Source organism: Pseudomonas sp. GW821-FHT09C10 (assembly GCF_059418085.1).
This window is the reverse complement of the sequence record NZ_JBWKPE010000015.1, coordinates 34,259-51,577: the sequence shown is the minus strand read 5'-3', so window position 1 is coordinate 51,577 and position 17,319 is coordinate 34,259. Positions and strand designations below refer to the sequence as shown.

Annotated in this window: 14 protein-coding genes; 5 read left to right on the top strand and 9 right to left on the bottom strand. The window is 60.6% G+C overall.

All coding sequences use genetic code 11. The features are described 5' to 3' along the window. Window positions 1–32: 32 nt before the first annotated feature. Genes cysG through AC07OT_RS24575 form a run of 6 tightly spaced genes read right to left on the bottom strand, consistent with a single transcriptional unit; the run spans window position 33 to window position 7,535 of the window. Window positions 33–1,427: a siroheme synthase CysG gene (gene cysG / locus AC07OT_RS24600; RefSeq protein WP_074847172.1), complete on the bottom strand. Its 1,395-nt coding sequence runs from the start codon at window positions 1,425–1,427 to the stop codon at window positions 33–35. Beyond that, window positions 1,428–2,708 carry a serine--tRNA ligase gene (gene serS, locus AC07OT_RS24595; protein ID WP_495102828.1) on the bottom strand — a complete coding sequence of 427 codons (1,281 nt, stop codon included), beginning with the start codon at window positions 2,706–2,708 and terminating at the stop codon, window positions 1,428–1,430. A gap of 16 nt (window positions 2,709–2,724) precedes the next feature. After that, window positions 2,725–3,099 carry a fluoride efflux transporter CrcB gene (gene crcB / locus AC07OT_RS24590; protein WP_065948349.1) on the bottom strand — a complete coding sequence of 125 codons (375 nt, stop codon included), beginning with the start codon at window positions 3,097–3,099 and terminating at the stop codon, window positions 2,725–2,727. Then, window positions 3,099–4,421, bottom strand: coding sequence for a replication-associated recombination protein A (locus AC07OT_RS24585; protein WP_027606344.1), 1,323 nt, complete (start codon window positions 4,419–4,421; stop codon window positions 3,099–3,101). The genes crcB and AC07OT_RS24585 overlap by 1 nt, the downstream gene beginning before the upstream one ends. 27 nt (window positions 4,422–4,448) lie before the next feature. Further along, on the bottom strand, window positions 4,449–5,072 hold the full coding sequence (lolA, locus tag AC07OT_RS24580; protein ID WP_016975527.1) for an outer membrane lipoprotein periplasmic chaperone LolA: 624 nt from the start codon (window positions 5,070–5,072) through the stop codon (window positions 4,449–4,451). A gap of 54 nt (window positions 5,073–5,126) precedes the next feature. Beyond that, window positions 5,127–7,535, bottom strand: coding sequence for a DNA translocase FtsK (locus tag AC07OT_RS24575; protein ID WP_027606342.1), 2,409 nt, complete (start codon window positions 7,533–7,535; stop codon window positions 5,127–5,129). A 498-nt stretch (window positions 7,536–8,033) separates the two neighbouring features. On the opposite strand from AC07OT_RS24575, the gene aat reads away from it, so the two are divergent. The 3 genes from aat (at window position 8,034) to infA (ending at window position 9,796) form a co-directional block, all read left to right on the top strand. After that, a complete protein-coding gene (aat, locus tag AC07OT_RS24570; RefSeq protein ID WP_495109268.1) occupies window positions 8,034–8,714 on the top strand; it encodes a leucyl/phenylalanyl-tRNA--protein transferase in 681 nt (226 codons plus the stop codon). Between the two features lie 55 nt (window positions 8,715–8,769). Further along, complete coding sequence (locus AC07OT_RS24565; RefSeq protein WP_027606340.1) at window positions 8,770–9,477, top strand: arginyltransferase; 708 nt, start codon at window positions 8,770–8,772, stop codon at window positions 9,475–9,477. 100 nt (window positions 9,478–9,577) lie between these two features. After that, entirely contained in the window at window positions 9,578–9,796 is a 219-nt protein-coding gene (gene infA, locus AC07OT_RS24560) for a translation initiation factor IF-1 (protein ID WP_002553999.1), read from the top strand. Between the two features lie 163 nt (window positions 9,797–9,959). Here the strand turns inward: infA and clpA are convergent, their stop codons facing one another. Further along, a complete protein-coding gene (gene clpA, locus AC07OT_RS24555) occupies window positions 9,960–12,230 on the bottom strand; it encodes an ATP-dependent Clp protease ATP-binding subunit ClpA (protein ID WP_027606339.1) in 2,271 nt (756 codons plus the stop codon). A 29-nt stretch (window positions 12,231–12,259) separates the two neighbouring features. Beyond that, window positions 12,260–12,628 (bottom strand): ATP-dependent Clp protease adapter ClpS, encoded by a 369-nt coding sequence (gene clpS, locus AC07OT_RS24550; protein WP_010567912.1) that lies wholly within the window; start codon window positions 12,626–12,628, stop codon window positions 12,260–12,262. Window positions 12,629–12,852: 224 nt separating this feature from the next. On the opposite strand from clpS, the gene cspD reads away from it, so the two are divergent. Further along, the gene (cspD, locus tag AC07OT_RS24545; protein ID WP_495102827.1) at window positions 12,853–13,143 is read left to right on the top strand and encodes a cold shock domain-containing protein CspD; all 291 of its coding nucleotides are present in this window, start codon (window positions 12,853–12,855) and stop codon (window positions 13,141–13,143) included. An 81-nt stretch (window positions 13,144–13,224) separates the two neighbouring features. Here cspD and icd read toward each other — a convergent pair whose 3' ends face one another. Next, a complete protein-coding gene (gene icd / locus AC07OT_RS24540; RefSeq protein WP_027606337.1) occupies window positions 13,225–14,481 on the bottom strand; it encodes an NADP-dependent isocitrate dehydrogenase in 1,257 nt (418 codons plus the stop codon). Between the two features lie 493 nt (window positions 14,482–14,974). Between icd and AC07OT_RS24535 the strand changes: the two genes are divergently transcribed. Next, window positions 14,975–17,200: an NADP-dependent isocitrate dehydrogenase gene (locus AC07OT_RS24535; RefSeq protein ID WP_495109267.1), complete on the top strand. Its 2,226-nt coding sequence runs from the start codon at window positions 14,975–14,977 to the stop codon at window positions 17,198–17,200. The last annotated feature ends 119 nt before the right edge of the window (window positions 17,201–17,319 follow it).

Genomic DNA, 17,319 nt, shown 5'->3' with positions numbered 1-17,319 from the left:
TCTTGGTGAACGGGCTTGTCGCAAGAGTGTTGTCAAACCTGAGACTGGGCGCCTTCAAACCACTTCAGCTTCTCGCGCAGCACCACCACCTCACCGACGATCACCAGTGTCGGCGCATGCACTTCATGCTCCGCCACCATGCGCGGCAAGTCCGCCAGGGTGCCGGTAAACACGCGCTGGTTGGACGTGGTGCCCTGCTGGATCAACGCCGCCGGGGTATCCGCGGCACGCCCATGCTTGATCAGTTGCTCACAGATGATCGGCAAGCCAATCAAGCCCATGTAGAACACCAGGGTCTGCGACGGCCCTACCAGGTCACTCCAGGGCAGGTCCGACGTCCCGTTCTTCAAGTGCCCGGTGATAAAGCGTACCGACTGTGCGTAGTCGCGATGGGTCAGCGGTATCCCGGCGTACGCCGCGCAACCACTGGCTGCGGTGATCCCCGGCACCACTTGGAACGGGATGCCATGGGCCGCCAGTTCCTCGATTTCTTCACCGCCACGGCCAAAGATGAACGGATCGCCACCCTTGAGGCGCAGCACGCGCTTGCCTTGCCTGGCCAGGTCCACCAGTTGCTGGTTGATCTGGTCTTGCGGCACGGCGTGGTCGGCGCGGCGCTTGCCGACGTAGATGCGCTCGGCATCACGACGGCACAGTTCCAGAATCGCCGGCGCCACCAAACGGTCGTACAGCACCACGTCGGCTTGCTGCATCAGGCGCAGCGCACGGAAGGTCAGCAGGTCCGGGTCGCCCGGGCCAGCCCCTACCAGATACACCTCGCCCGGCGCATAAGGCGGCGCGCCGTTGACCTTTTCGATCAGCAGACGCTCAGCCTCATCGCCCTGCCCGGCCAACTGACGGTCGGCAATCGGCCCTTGGAACACTTCTTCCCAGAACGCCCGACGCTGCTGCACATCCGGGTACAAACCTTTGACCTGGGCACGAAACCGCGCCGCCAGCCCGGCCAACTGGCCGTAGGTGGACGGAATCCAGGTTTCCAGCTTGGCGCGGATCAAGCGCGCCAGCACCGGCGCATCGCCGCCGCTGGACACCGCGATCACCAAGGGCGAACGGTCGACAATCGCCGGGAAGATCACGCTGCACAAGGCCGGCGCGTCCACCACATTGACCGGTACGCAACGACGCTTGGCGTCACTGGACACTTGCGCGTTCAGTGGCTCGTCGTCGGTCGCCGCGATAATCAGGGTGCAGCCTTCCAGGTCGGCCTCCTGATAACCGCGCAGAATCATTTCCCCGCCACTGCCCTGCACCAACTCGCGCAACTGGTCTTCGATCTGGGGAGCAACCACCCGCAGCACGGCGCCGGCGTCAGCCAGCAGGCGGGATTTGCGCAAGGCAATCTCCCCCCCACCGACGACCAGCACACGACTGCCGCGCAGGTTATGAAACAGCGGCAGAAATTCCATTTAGCGGATGACCTCGACGCCCGCCATGTAAGGCTTGAGCACTTCAGGTACGCGGATCGAACCGTCAGCCTGCTGGTAGTTTTCCAGTACGGCCACCAGGGTACGACCTACAGCCAGGCCCGAACCGTTGAGGGTGTGCACCAACTCCGGCTTGCCGGTTTCCGGGTTACGGAAACGCGCCTGCATGCGCCGGGCCTGGAAATCACCGCAGTTGGAGCACGATGAAATCTCGCGGTATTTGTCCTGGCTGGGTACCCACACTTCGAGGTCGTAGGTCTTCACGGCGCTGAAGCCCATGTCGCCGGTGCACAGCGCCAGCACGCGGTACGGCAGCTCCAGCAGCTGCAGGACGCGTTCGGCGTTGGCGGTCAGGCCTTCCAGGGCTTCCATGGAGGTCGACGGCTCGACCACTTGCACCATCTCGACCTTGTCGAACTGGTGCTGGCGGATCATGCCGCGGGTGTCACGCCCCGACGCACCGGCTTCACTGCGGAAGCACGGGCTGTGGGCGACGAACTTGAGCGGCAGTTGCTTGGCATCGAGGATCTCGCCCGCAACGATATTGGTCAGCGACACTTCGGCGGTCGGGATCAGGTACAGATCGGCTTCGCCATCGCGGCTGATCTTGAACAGGTCTTCCTCGAACTTCGGCAGCTGGCTGGTGCCCATCAGCGCCGGCGCCTGCACCAGGTACGGGGTGTAAGCCTCTTCGTAACCGTGCTCGCCGGTGTGCAGGTTGATCATGAACTGCGCCAGGGCACGGTGCATGCGTGCGATCGGGCCGCGCAGCAGGGCAAAGCGCGCACCGGACATTTTGGCGGCGGTTTCGAAATCCAGGCCACCGGTCAATTCGCCCAGGGCGACGTGGTCCTTGATCTCGAAATCAAAGGCCGTTGGCGTGCCCCAGCGACGCACTTCGACGTTGCCGTCTTCGTCGTCTCCAATCGGCACGGACTCGTGCGGCAGGTTGGGAATGCCCAGCAGGATCGAGTCCAGCTCGGACTGAATGCCTTCCAGCTCGACCTTGCCGTCGGACAGCTCGGTGCCCATGCGCTCGACGTCCGCCATCAACGGCGCGATGTCTTCGCCACGTTGCTTGGCCTGACCGATGGATTTGGAACGCGCATTCCGCTCAGCCTGCAGTGCTTCGGTGCGGGTCTGGACGGTCTTGCGCTGTTCTTCCAGCGCTTCGATGCGCGCAACATCCAAGGCAAAGCCACGGGATGCCAGGCGGTCCGCTACGTCCTGAAGGTTGCTACGTAACAGTTTGGAATCGAGCATGTCGGTCTCTCGTTTATCAAAGTTTGGTCAAGGACAGGCCGGCCCAGGTGGCGAGCAGCCCGCCGAACACGCTGATGCCCAGGTACCCGAAGGCGACCAGGGCCTGCCCGCTTTCCAGCAGGCGCAGCGTATCCAGTGAAAAGGATGAAAAGGTCGTCAGACCGCCTACAAAGCCGACAATCAAGCCGGCGCGAATTTCAATCGGTACTTCCGGGCGCAACAGGAACCAGCCGTACAACAACCCGATAATCAGGCAACCCACCAGGTTGACCGCCAGGGTCGCCGCATAAAAATGCTTCGGCCAATGGGCGCTCACCCAAGTACCAGTGGCGAAACGCAATAATGTACCAGCGATGCCGGCTGCGGACACGGCAAGAATCGTCTTGAACACTACTTTCTCCGCTGTTTGGGGCTGAGGCGGTCGAGTTGGGCGAGGTGATTGAGCTTTTCACCGATCTTCAGCTCCAGGCCACGGGGCACCGGCTGGTAGAACGGCTGCGGCTCAAGCTCATCGGGGAAATAGTCTTCGCCGGCGGCATAGGCGTCCGGCTCATCATGGGCATAGCGGTACTCATCACCGTAGCCCAGTTGTTTCATCAACTTGGTCGGCGCATTACGCAGGTGCAGCGGCACTTCGAGGGAGCCGTGTTCGGCGGCGGCACGCAGGGCGGACTTGAAGCCCATGTACACCGCGTTGCTTTTCGGCGCGCAGGCCAGGTACGTGATGGCCTGGGCCACCGCCAGCTCGCCTTCCGGGCTGCCGAGGCGCTCCTGCACTTCCCAGGCGGCCAGGCACAGGCTCAGGGCGCGCGGGTCGGCGTTGCCGATGTCTTCACTGGCCATGCGCACCACGCGGCGCGCCAGGTACAGCGGGTCGCAGCCGCCGTCGATCATGCGCGCAAACCAATACAGTGCGCCGTCCGGGTTGGAGCCACGCACGGACTTGTGCAGCGCCGAAATCTGGTCGTAGAAGGCTTCGCCGCCCTTGTCGAAACGTCGACGCGTATCGCCGAGCAGGCTTTGCAACAGGTCGACGCCAATCTCGCTGCCGTCTTCGGCCAGGTCGGAGGCGTTCTCCAGCAGGTTGAGAAAGCGCCGGCCATCACCATCGGCGGCGCTTAGCAGGATCTTGAAGCCTTCATCGCTGAGGCTCAGCTGACGCTTGCCCAAGCCCTTGTCTTCGCTCAGGGCACGGTGCAACAGCTTTTGCATCGCGGCTTCGTCGAGGCTCTTGAGCACATAGACCCGCGCCCGCGAGAGCAACGCATTGTTCAATTCAAACGAAGGGTTTTCGGTGGTGGCACCGATAAAAATCAGCGTGCCATCCTCGACGTAGGGCAAAAACGCATCCTGCTGAGACTTGTTGAAGCGATGCACTTCGTCGACAAACAGGATGGTGCGCTTGCCGTACTGCCCGGCCTGCTGCTTGGCCACCTCGACGGCCTGGCGGATCTCCTTGACCCCGGCCAGAACGGCCGAGACCGTTTCGAAGTGAGCATCCGAGACTTTTGCCAGCAGCCGCGCCAGGGTGGTCTTACCCACGCCCGGCGGCCCCCAGAAAATCATCGAGTGCAGCGCACCCTGCTCCAGGGCTTCGCGCAAAGGCTTGCCACGAGCGAGCAGGTGTTCCTGACCGACGTACTCATCCAGGTTGGTCGAGCGCAGGCGCGCGGCCAAAGGCTGGGCAATCGGGTCACTTCGAAACAGATCCATGGGCAGCGTTTGAAACCTCTGGGCAGTTTATTCCTGGATCACGTCGGCACCCTTGGGGATGTCGAACTTGAACTTGGACGCCGGTACCGGCTGGTTGGCCTTGACCCCGGAGAACAGGATGTCGGTGCGCTGGCCGACGCTGTCGACCAGGCGCATGTTGTTGATCACGCCGTTGCCGAACGACAGGGACAGCGTGTCAAACAACGTGTCCTTGGATTTCGGCTTGAGGGTGAACTCGATCACGTTGCTGGTCTGCTTGGAGGTGATGTCGAAGCTGTCGTTGATTTTCGACACATCGCCCGACAGCAGCAGCGCCGGCGTCTGGTTCAGGCGCGGGTCGAGCTTCTTGATGGTGGCCTGCTCCAGGTCCGGGTCCCACAGGGTGACTTTCTGGCCGTCCGAGACGATGGTCTGCTCGGCCTTGCCTTCGGTGTGCCAGTAGAACAGCCCAGGGCGCTGCACGGCCATCTCGCCGGCGGTTTCCTGCAACTGGGTGCCGCCGGCATCCAGGGTGAGCTGGGAGAAGCGCGCGGTCAGGGTCTGGGATTTGTCCAACAGGTTTTTCAGGCTGGCGACGGAGGCCGGGTCAGCGTGGGCCGAAACAGCGGTCAGGGCCAGTGCCGGCAACAACAGCATGCGGATAAGACGCATGGGAGTCCTCATTGAGTCGTAAGGGCGCGCCGCGTGGTGCCACGCGGCACGGAATCAGTCGCGCATCTGCCCGGGGGCGATGACTTCGCGCGAGCCGTTGGTGTTCATTGCAGTGACGACGCCAGCGTTTTCCATGGCTTCGATCATGCGCGCAGCGCGGTTATAGCCGATCTTCAGCTTGCGCTGCACAGCAGAAATCGAGGCGCGGCGGCTTTCCAGCACGAAGGCCACGGCTTCGTCATACAGCGCGTCGGTTTCGGCATCGTCGTCGCCACCGCTGCTGCCGCCGTCGAAGCCGCTGCCGGCCTCTTCGACACCGGCAAGGATGTCGTCGTTGTATTCGGGGGCGCCACGCAGCTTCCAGGCTTCCACCACGCGGTGCACTTCATCGTCGGAGACGAAGGCGCCGTGGACCCGTATCGGCAGGCTGGTACCCGGCGGCATATAGAGCATGTCACCGTGGCCCAGCAGTTGCTCGGCACCGCCCTGGTCGATGATGGTCCGTGAGTCGATCTTGCTCGACACCTGGAACGCCATGCGGGTCGGGATGTTGGCCTTGATCAGGCCGGTGATCACGTCCACCGACGGACGCTGGGTGGCAAGGATCAAGTGGATACCGGCGGCACGGGCCTTCTGGGCGATACGGGCGATCAGTTCTTCGACCTTCTTGCCGACGATCATCATCATGTCGGCGAACTCGTCGACCACCACCACGATGGTCGGCAGCTTGCCCAGCAGCGGAGCCTCGTCGTGGATACTTTCGCGCTTGTACAGCGGGTCGGTCAGCGGCGTGCCGGCGTCCTGGGCTTCCTTGACCTTGGCGTTGAAGCCCGACAGGTTACGCACGCCCATCTTCGCCATCAGTTTGTAGCGGCGCTCCATCTCGGCCACGCTCCAGCGCAGGGCGTTGGCGGCGTCCTTCATGTCGGTGACCACCGGGCAGAGCAGGTGCGGAATGCCTTCGTAGATCGACAGCTCGAGCATCTTCGGGTCGATCATGATCAGCTTGGCGTCTTCCGGGCCGGACTTGAACAGGATCGACAGGATCATCGCGTTCACGCCCACCGATTTACCCGAACCGGTGGTACCGGCCACCAGCAGGTGAGGCATTTTGGCGAGGTCGGTGATCACCGGCTTGCCGCCGATGTCGTGGCCCAGGGCCAGGGTGACCGGCGACTTGAAGTTGTCGTATTCGGGCGTCGACAGCACTTCGGAGAAGCGCACGATCTGGCGATCTTCGTTGGGAATCTCGATACCCACGGTGGTCTTGCCGGGGATCACTTCCACCACGCGCACGCTGGTCACGGCCAGGGAGCGCGCCAGGTCCTTGGCCAGGTTGGAAATGCGACTGACCTTGACGCCGGCAGCCGGCTGGATTTCGTAACGGGTAATCACCGGGCCGGGGTGGATCGAGTCCACCGACACCTCGACGCCGAACTCCTTGAGCTTGATTTCCAGCAGATGGCCGACGGCCGCCAGGGACTCAGGAGAATAGTTGAGCTGTTTCTTTTCGGCCGGGTCGAGGATCGAGATCGGCGGCAAGGTGCCTTCCACGGCGCTGTCGACAAACAACGGCGCCTGTTTCTCTTTCTGCACGCGGTGGCTGGGCTCGGCCGGCTTGGGCGGCGCCGGGGCGATCACCGGCGGTACCTGCTTCTCGCGGTCCGACATGTGCTTGCTCAGGGCCTGCTCGCGTTCGATCAGGCGTTCCTTGACCTTGGCCTGCTCACGGCGGTCCGGTGTGCTTGGGGCCACCACTTCGTTGACGCGGGTATCCACCTCGCGCAACTGGGCCACCATGCGCTTGCGTTCGACCCGGGCGGCCCACCAGCGGTTGGCAGCGCCCTGGAACAGCTCCAGCAAGTCGAGGGTGATCTTGCCGGTCACGTCCATAACCTTGAACCACGAGAGGTCGGTGAACACCGTGAGACCGAACAGGAACAGCGCGATAAACATCAGGGTGCTGCCCTGGATATTCAGGGTCTTGCGTGCCAGGTCGCCGAGGCTCTCGCCCAGCGCCCCACCCGCACCCGCCGGCAGGCCGGTGGGTGCGTGGAAATGAATATGCGCCAGGGCGGCACCGGACAGCACCAGGAATACCAGGCCGATCAGGCGCCACGAAAACAGCCAGCCGCTCCACTGCCACGGCTCATGACGCTGGCGGAAGATCTGCCAGGTCTTGATTGCCAGCAGCAAAGGGAAAATGTAAGCGAAGTAACCCAGCACCATGAACAGGATATCGGCGCTGTAGGAACCGGCAGGCCCACCGAAGTTCTGCACGTCTTCGATCTTGCTGTTATGGCTCCAGCCCGGATCGTCCTTGCCATAGGTGAGCAAGGCCATCATCAGGAACAGGCACAGCGCGCCGATAGCGATCAGCGCGCCTTCCTTGAGTCGATAGTGCAGGTGCTGGCGCCAGGCCGGCACGACGGCTGCTTTAGGTGTTGCGGCGGATTTCTTCAAAACGGGTCTTTTCCTGCGCCTGTTAGCGCGTCCATCTGTTGAATAACTGCAAATACTGCCCAATCCGAGCAGCTGAAAAATGAACGAACGTCGTGGAATCTACTTTTAACACTGGGCGATTGCTGGATGAAATGGCGATAACGCCACAATGGCCGCATTGTACGGGTTTGTGTTGCGGTTGCCACGCCACTTGGCTTTCTTCAGGCAGCATAGCCAATTGTGTGTCACAACATGTTCAATTTGAGCATGCATTGTCTTTGCTGACAAAGGCTTATGAGCTGTTTTTACCAATCCAGGCAAGCTTGGCAAATGGCCTGCATGGGCCAGACCCGATTACGACCACGCCTCACGCAGAGAGTTGCAGAAACACCCGCTCACGCTTATGCACGCCAACAGCCGATTCGGGCTGGCCCCACAGCGCTGCGTCGACAATAATCACACCCCTTGGGGCACGCGATCCGCCTGCCACTCCCCTCCCCTTCCGCAAGCCTGGATGCCATGCTGACCTGGTTACAACGCGACTCACTGACATTTCCCCCGCTGGCCAAGGCCATGCGCGAACCCAATGGCCTGCTCGCCGCCGGCGGCGACCTGTCGGCCGAGCGACTGGTGCAAGCCTACCGCCACGGTTGCTTTCCCTGGTTCTCGGAGGGCCAGCCGATCCTCTGGTGGTCGCCGGACCCGCGCACCGTGATATTCCCCGACGAGCTGCATGTCTCCCGCAGCCTGGGCAAACTATTGCGCCAGCAGCGCTATACCGTGACCTTCGACCAGGACTTTGCCGCCGTCATCCAGGCGTGCGCCGCGCCGCGCGCGTATGCCGATGGCACCTGGATCACCGAAGGCATACAGAGCGCCTACCTGGCGCTGCACCAGCGCGGTTACGCCCATTCGGTAGAGGTATGGGACAACGGCGAGCTGGTCGGCGGCCTGTATGGCTTGGCGATGGGCCAGCTGTTCTTCGGCGAGTCGATGTTCAGCCGTGCCGACAACGCCTCGAAATTCGGCTTTGCTACATTGACCCGGCAATTGCAGGCCTGGGGCTTTGTACTGATCGACTGCCAGATGCCCAACGACCACCTGCACAGCCTGGGTGCCCGCGCCATATCCCGCAGCGACTTTGCAGGTTTCCTGCGTGACCATCTGGACCAACCCAACGCAGGACCGTGGGTTTCTTAGGCGACTTGCGCGCTCCTGGCTTACACTTATTTCAAAGCTAATCCGAGGGTTGATCATGACCGAGTTGGCGCGTTTGAAGTTTTATGCCACTCAACCCCACTCTTGCAGCTATCTGCCCGACGAGCAGGCCACCACCCTGTTCCTCGACCCCAGCCAGCCGATGGATGTGCACGTGTATGCCGATCTCTCGGAAATGGGTTTTCGACGCAGCGGCGATCATCTGTACCGGCCCCACTGCCAGAACTGCAATGCCTGCGTGCCGGCACGCATCCCTGTGGCGCAGTTTCTGCCGGACCGCAATCAGAAGCGCATCCTCAAGCGCAATGCCGACCTGACGGTGGCAGCTGCCAAGCCACGATTCACCGAAGAGTATTTTGACCTGTACCAGCGCTATATCGAGCAGCGCCACGCCGACGGCGATATGTTCCCACCCAGCCGCGACCAGTTTTCCACCTTCCTGGTGCGTGACCTGCCGTTCTCGCGCTTTTACGAATTTCGCGCGGACGGCCGCCTGGTGGCCGTCGCCGTGACCGATTTGCTGCCTAACGGCCTGTCAGCGGTCTACACCTTCTACGAGCCGGCCGAAGAGCGGCGCAGCCTCGGGCGTTTCGCGATCCTCTGGCAAATCGGTGAAGCACTGCGCCTGGAACTCGAGGCGGTGTACCTCGGATACTGGATCAAGAACTGCAAAAAGATGAACTACAAGACCCAATATCGCCCCATAGAACTGCTGATTAATCAAAGATGGGTCACGCTTAACTAGAACCCCTTGGCTTAAACACCCTTTTTCGGGCACAATGCACGCCGCTTTTGCCTGGCGCAGTTGCACCGGGCCATTCACTGGATACCGAGGGCTTTACTGCATGTCGAAAGAAGACAGCTTCGAAATGGAAGGCACTGTCGTCGACACCCTGCCCAACACCATGTTTCGTGTGGAGTTGGAAAATGGGCACGTCGTAACCGCGCATATCTCCGGCAAGATGCGCAAGAACTACATTCGTATTCTTACCGGTGACAAAGTGCGCGTCGAGCTGACGCCCTATGACTTGAGCAAAGGGCGTATCACTTACCGCGCTCGCTAAGCAAGTCAATACAAGACGCCCGGTTATGCCGGGCGTTTTTGTGTGCATGGGATTTCTCAAACATCGAGGGATCCTGCGGGAGGGGGCAAGCCCCATTCTGAGAATTGCATTTCAAGACAGCAAAAAGGCGCCTTTCGGCGCCTTTTGCGTTGTTACAGAACGATCAGGCCATTTCAGCCGTGGTTTCGAACTCGAAGGTCAGCTCGCCATCCTTCAGGTCGATATGCACCACGCCACCATGGTCGGAAAGCTCGCCAAACAGGATCTCTTCAGCCAGCGGCCGCTTGATCTTGTCCTGGATCAGACGCGCCATCGGGCGAGCGCCCATTGCCGCATCGTAGCCACCTTCGGCGATCCAGCTGCGCGCCGCTTCCGTGACATCCAGTTGCACGCGCTTGTCTTCCAACTGCGCCTGAAGCTCGGTGAGGAACTTGTCCACCACACTCTTGATGACCTCATGGCTGAGGCGACCAAACTGGATAATGGTGTCCAGGCGGTTGCGGAACTCCGGCGTGAAGCTCTTCTTGATCACTTCCATCGCATCGGACGAGTGATCCTGGTGGGTAAAGCCGATCGAAGCCCGCGCGGCCGTCTCGGCACCGGCGTTGGTGGTCATGATCAGGATGACATTGCGGAAGTCCGCCTTGCGCCCGTTGTTGTCGGTCAGGGTCCCGTGGTCCATCACCTGCAGCAGCAGGTTGAAGACTTCCGGGTGGGCCTTCTCGATTTCATCGAGCAGCAGTACGCAATGGGGCTGCTTGGTAATCGCTTCGGTCAACAGGCCGCCCTGGTCGAAACCGACATAGCCCGGAGGCGCACCGATCAGGCGCGACACGGTGTGACGTTCCATGTATTCGGACATGTCGAAGCGCACCAGCTCGATCCCCATGGCCTTGGCCAATTGCCGCGCCGCTTCGGTCTTGCCGACACCGGTAGGACCGGCGAACAGGAACGAACCGACAGGCTTGTCCGGCGACTTGAGGCCCGCACGCGACAGCTTGATCGCGGTGGACAGCGCATCGATTGCCGCGTCCTGGCCGAACACGGTGAGCTTGAGGTCGCGCTCAAGGTTACGCAGCAGCTCCTTGTCGGAACTGTTGACGTGTTTTGGCGGAATTCGCGCGATCTTCGCGACAATGTCCTCGACCTGAGGCACGTCGATGCGCTTCACACGCTTCTCGACCGGCTGCAGGCGTTGGTAGGCCCCGGCCTCATCGATCACATCGATGGCCTTGTCCGGCATGTGCCGGTCATTGATGTAGCGCGACGCCAACTCGGCCGCCGCACGCAGCGCCTCATCGGTGTACTCGATGCCGTGGTGCGCCTCAAACCGCCCCTTGAGCCCGCGCAGGATGCCGATGGTATCTTCGACCGACGGCTCGGACACGTCGACTTTCTGGAAGCGACGCGCCAGGGCACGGTCTTTCTCGAAGATGCCGCGGAATTCCTGGAAGGTGGTCGAACCGATGCAGCGGATATCACCCGACGACAGCAGCGGCTTGAGCAGGTTGGAAGCGTCCATGACCCCACCGGAGGCCGCACCCGCACCAATGATGGTGTGGATCTCGTCGATGAACAGGATCGCCTGCGGGCGTTTTTTCAGCTCGCCGAGCAGCGCCTTGAAGCGCTTCTCGAAATCGCCACGGTACTTGGTCCCGGCGAGCAACGCGCCCAGGTCAAGGGAGTAGACGACACTGTTGGCCAGCAGGTCCGGCACCTGATTGTCGACGATGCGCTTGGCCAGGCCTTCGGCAATCGCGGTCTTGCCCACGCCCGCCTCACCCACCAGCAACGGATTGTTCTTGCGACGGCGCGCCAGGATCTGCGCTACACGCTCGACCTCAAGCTCACGCCCCACCAGCGGATCGATCCGCCCCTGGCGCGCCAGCTCGTTGAGGTTGCTGGCATAGGCATCCAGCGGGTTGCTTGAAGAAGAAGACTCACCGCCCTCGTCGTCCTGCATATCCTGCTCACCCTCGGAATGATCGCCGTGCCCAGGCACCTTGGAGATACCGTGGGCGATGTAGTTGACGACATCGATACGGGCAACGCTCTGCTGCTTGAGCAGGAACACTGCCTGGCTTTCCTGTTCGCTGAAGATCGCCACAAGCACATTGGCGCCTGTGACTTCACGCTTACCGGAGCTCTGTACGTGGAAAACAGCACGTTGCAATACCCGCTGGAAGCCCAGGGTTGGCTGGGTCTCACGGTCCTCGTCATGCACGGGGATCAGTGGCGTGGTGGAGTCGATAAACTCCTGCAGGTCATGCTTGAGCTTGTCGAGATTGGCGCCGCACGCACGCAGAACCGTGGCGGCAGCTTCGTTATCCAAAAGTGCCAGCAGCAGGTGTTCGACGGTCATGAATTCATGACGCTTCGAACGAGCCTCCTTGAAGGCAAGATTGAGGGTGACTTCGAGCTCGCGGTTTAACATAGCTTCACCTCATACCCAAGTGGTCGGCGTTAACCGTCCTTCTCGATTTCACAGAGTAGCGGATGCTGGCTTTCCCTGGCGTACTGGTTGACCTGCATGGCCTTTGTCTCGGCGATGTCACGGGTAAACACTCCACATACTGCCCGTCCTTCTGTGTGAACGGCCAGCATTACCTTGGTCGCCAACTCGCGGTTCAGGTTAAAAAACACCTCGAGCACTTCGACCACGAAATCCATCGGTGTGTAGTCATCGTTGAACAAAACCACCTTGTACATCGGCGGCGCCTGTAAAGCAGGCTTGGCCTCCTGAACAGCAATGCCTGCAGAACCGTCGTCATCGTGTTCGTGATCCGGTCGATCCTGATTGAATGTTAGTCGAATCTGGCTGATTGCATGCATGGAAAGAAAGGTTCGTCAGTGGTTCAAATACAGTGGTGGGGGCGACCTGTCAGAATTTCAACTCTGACCGTTCAGTCGCCTTGACTATCGGCAAATCGGTGTTACAACCAATAGAACCCACAGTGGGTAAAAAAGGTCCGCGCAGTCAACCTTATTTATTCGGGTTAGGACGGATAAACTGGATGATACTCCAGTGATGGAGTCTGGTGCAGAGGGATATGGGTATGTCTGGCGTCAAGATCAGTGGCAAGGTCAAGTGGTTCAACAATGCCAAGGGATATGGCTTTGTTAATGAAGAAGGTAAAACCGAGGACCTTTTTGCGCACTACTCAGCGATTATCATGGATGGGTACAAAACGCTGAAGGCTGGCCAAGCTGTGAGCTTTGAAATCATTCAAGGACCGAAAGGGCTGCACGCCGTGAATATCGATGCAGTGAAAGAGGCAGCGAAAGCCGAAACGCATGAAAAAAACACGCCATCAACCGCTCATAAAGAAAAGAAACAAACGGCCTGACACCCCGCGAAGCGAGTGACATGTGATAAAAAAACCGGCCACCCGATCGACTTGGGTTGGCCGGTTTTTTGTACCAGGCTTTTACATATGCGAAATCAGCGCATCCCCAAAGCCCGACGACGACACCAGCTTCGCACCGTCCATCAGGCGCTCGAAGTCATAGGTCACGGTCTTGGCCGAGATAGCGCCGTTGGTGCCCTTGATGATCAGGTCGGCCGCTTCGGTCCAGCCCATATGACGCAGCATCATTTCCGCCGACAGGATCAATGAGCCCGGGTTGACCTGGTCCTTGCCCGCATACTTGGGCGCAGTGCCGTGGGTGGCCTCGAACATGGCCACGGTGTCGGACAGGTTGGCACCCGGCGCAATCCCGATACCGCCCACCTCTGCCGCCAGGGCGTCGGACAGGTAGTCGCCGTTCAGGTTGAGGGTCGCGATCACGTCATACTCGGCCGGACGCAACAGGATCTGCTGGAGCATGGCATCGGCGATGGCATCCTTGACCACCACATTCTTGCCGGTCTTCGGGTTCTTGAACTGCATCCACGGGCCGCCGTCCAGCAGGGTCGCACCGAACTCTTCAGCCGCCACTTCGTAGGCCCATTCCTTGAAGGCGCCTTCGGTGAACTTCATGATGTTGCCCTTGTGCACGATGGTCAGCGAGTCGCGATCGTTATCCACTACATATTGCAGGGCCTTGCGCGCCAGGCGCTTGGTGCCTTCCAGCGATACCGGCTTGATCCCAATGCCGCAATCCTGGTCGAAACGAATCTTGGTGACGCCCATTTCCTCCTTGAGGAACTTGATGACCTTGGTCGCTTCCGGCGAGCCGGCCTTCCACTCGATCCCGGCGTAAATGTCTTCGGAGTTTTCGCGGAAGATGGTCATGTCCACGTCGCCTGGTTTCTTGACCGGGCTGGGCACACCTTCGAACCAGCGCACCGGGCGCAGGCAGACGTAGAGGTCGAGTTGCTGGCGCAGGGCCACGTTCAGCGAACGAATGCCGCCCCCTACCGGAGTGGTCAGCGGCCCCTTGATGGACACCACGTAATCCTTGACCGCATCCAGGGTTTCCTGGGGCAGCCAGGTATCCTGGTCGTAGACCTGGGTCGCTTTCTCGCCGGCGTACACCTCCATCCAGGAGATCTTGCGCTTGCCGCCGTAGGCCTTTTCAACAGCTGCGTCGACCACCTTGATCATCACCGGGCTGATGTCGACGCCAATACCGTCACCTTCGATATACGGGATGATCGGTTGGTCAGGAACATTGAGAGAATGGTCTGCATTGACGGTGATTTTGTCGCCGACTGCCGGAACCTGAATCTTCTTGTATCCCATGCTGAACTCCATCTATGGATTGAACATCTGGCTGCGTTCGAGCCTACTCCAGATAAATGGCGACTGAAACCTCGCGCCATGCTCATTTGCATCGAAAACAGCATAAATTGTCGCCTACAAGCCTGAAAGCAAAGGGAAAAGCGCCAATCTTGAGCACTTCGTGCGACTTTAGGCGTAACCCGGTACCTGCGACCTTTAGACCAATGGACGACACACCTTTTGTATGAAGGCTCGGCGTAAGCATAGCGACCTATGTATAATGCCGCCGCTGACCAAAGAGTCACGATGGCAGACCGCTCTGGAACAGGGCCCTCCGCTACAAAGCAGGACTAATACAATAGTCCACCCGCTTGACGCTCGACTGATGCAACCCAACATCACCGCGAAGAAACCTCGACCTTTCGCTCATGGATGACTTTGAACGAACGCGCTCCACCCGGCGCATCTCGAGTTTCTGCGCACGCTTTCAGCAAAGAAGAGAGTTAATCCGAATATGCCCACCCGCTCGAAGATCATCTACACCTTCACCGACGAAGCCCCAGCCCTCGCCACCTATTCACTGCTGCCTATCGTAGAGGCCTTCACCGCTTCCGCTGATATTGCCGTGGAAACCCGCGACATCTCCCTCGCAGGGCGCATCCTCGCAAGCTTCCCCGAGCAACTGGGCACCAAGGCCGTACCGGACCACCTCGCCGAACTGGGCGACCTGGCCGTTACCCCTGAAGCCAACATCATCAAGCTGCCTAACATCAGTGCCTCGACCCCGCAACTGCAGGCGGCGATCAAGGAACTGCAGGCCCAGGGCTACGCCTTGCCGGACTACCCGGAAACCGTAACCACCGACGCGGAAAAAGAAACCCGTGCACGTTACGACAAGGTCAAGGGCAGCGCCGTGAACCCGGTCCTGCGCGAAGGCAACTCCGACCGCCGCGCGCCGCTGTCGGTCAAGAACTACGCTCGCAAGCACCCGCACAAGATGGGCGCCTGGGCTGCGGACTCCAAGTCCCACGTTGCCCACATGAGCAACGGCGACTTCTACGGCAGCGAAAAATCCGTACAGATCGAAGCAGCTGACGCTGTCAAAATCGAGCTGGTCGCTCAAGACGGCACCACCACCGTCCTGAAAGAAAAGACCACCGTCAAGGCCGGCGAAATCATCGACAGCGCGGTACTGAGCAAGAAAGCCCTGCGCAGCTTCATCGCCGCTGAAATCGAAGACGCCAAGAAACAAGGCGTGCTGCTGTCGGTCCACCTGAAAGCCACCATGATGAAGGTCTCCGACCCGATCATGTTCGGCCAGATCGTTGCCGAGTTCTATAAAGACGCCCTGGCCAAGCACGCAGACGTGCTGGCACAGATCGGCTTCAACCTGAACAACGGCATCGGCGACCTGTACGCCCGCATCAAGGCCCTGCCGGCCGAGCAGCAGGCGCAGATCGAAGCTGACATCCAGGCGGTCTACGCCGCTCGCCCTTCCCTGGCGATGGTCAACTCCGACAAAGGCATCACCAACCTGCACGTGCCGAGCGACGTCATCGTCGACGCCTCGATGCCGGCCATGATCCGTGACTCCGGCAAGATGTGGGGCACCGACGGCCAGCTGCACGACACCAAGGCCGTGATCCCGGATCGCTGCTACGCCACCATCTACCAGGCGGTGATCGAAGAGTGCAAGGCCAACGGCGCCTTCGACCCTACCACCATGGGCAGCGTGCCGAACGTTGGCCTGATGGCGAAAAAAGCCGAAGAGTACGGCTCCCACGACAAGACCTTCCAGATCAAGGCTGACGGCGTCGTCCGCGTCACCGACAGCAAGGGCAACCTGCTGATGGAACAGAAAGTCGAGGCCGGCGACATCTTCCGCATGTGCCAGACCCAAGACGCACCGATCCAGGACTGGGTCAAGCTGGCCGTCAACCGTGCCCGCGCCAGCAACACCCCGGCCATCTTCTGGCTGGACCCCAAGCGTGCACACGACGGCGTCGTGGTCGAGAAAGTCCAGGCCTACCTGAAAGACCACAACACCGAAGGCCTGGACATCCGCATCATGTCGCCGGTCGACGCGATGAAGTTCACCCTGGAACGTACCCGCAAGGGCCTGGACACCATCTCGGTGACCGGCAACGTGCTGCGTGACTACCTGACCGACCTGTTCCCGATCATGGAGCTGGGCACCAGCGCCAAGATGCTGTCCATCGTGCCGCTGATGAACGGCGGCGGCCTGTTCGAAACCGGCGCCGGCGGTTCGGCACCGAAGCACGTGCAACAGCTGCTGGAAGAGAACTTCCTGCGCTGGGACTCCCTGGGCGAGTTCCTGGCCCTGGCCGCCTCCCTCGAGCATTTGGGTGTGACGTACAACAACCCTAAAGCCCTGGTACTGTCCAAGACCCTGGACCAGGCCACCGGCCAGTTCCTCGACAACAACAAGTCGCCATCGCGCAAAGTCGGCAACATCGACAACCGCGGCAGCCACTTCTACCTGGCGCTGTACTGGGCCCAGGCCCTGGCCGCCCAGACCGAAGACACTGCACTGCAAGGTCAATTCGGCGAACTGGCCAAGACCCTGGCCGCGAACGAAGCAACCATCGTTGCCGAGCTCAATGCCGTACAGGGCAAGCCAGTGGACATCGGCGGCTACTACGCGCCGAACCCGGAGCTGACCAGCAAGGCCATGCGCCCAAGCAACACCCTCAACGCGGCGATTGCCAAGTTGAAGTAAGGTTGTAAGGATGCAAAGAAGCCCCGGCCCTGCGCCGGGGTTTCTGTTTCTACCGCTCAACAGAAGAAACCGGATTCAATGTGGGAGAGTGCTTGCCCCTCCCACACTGGCCGCAATTC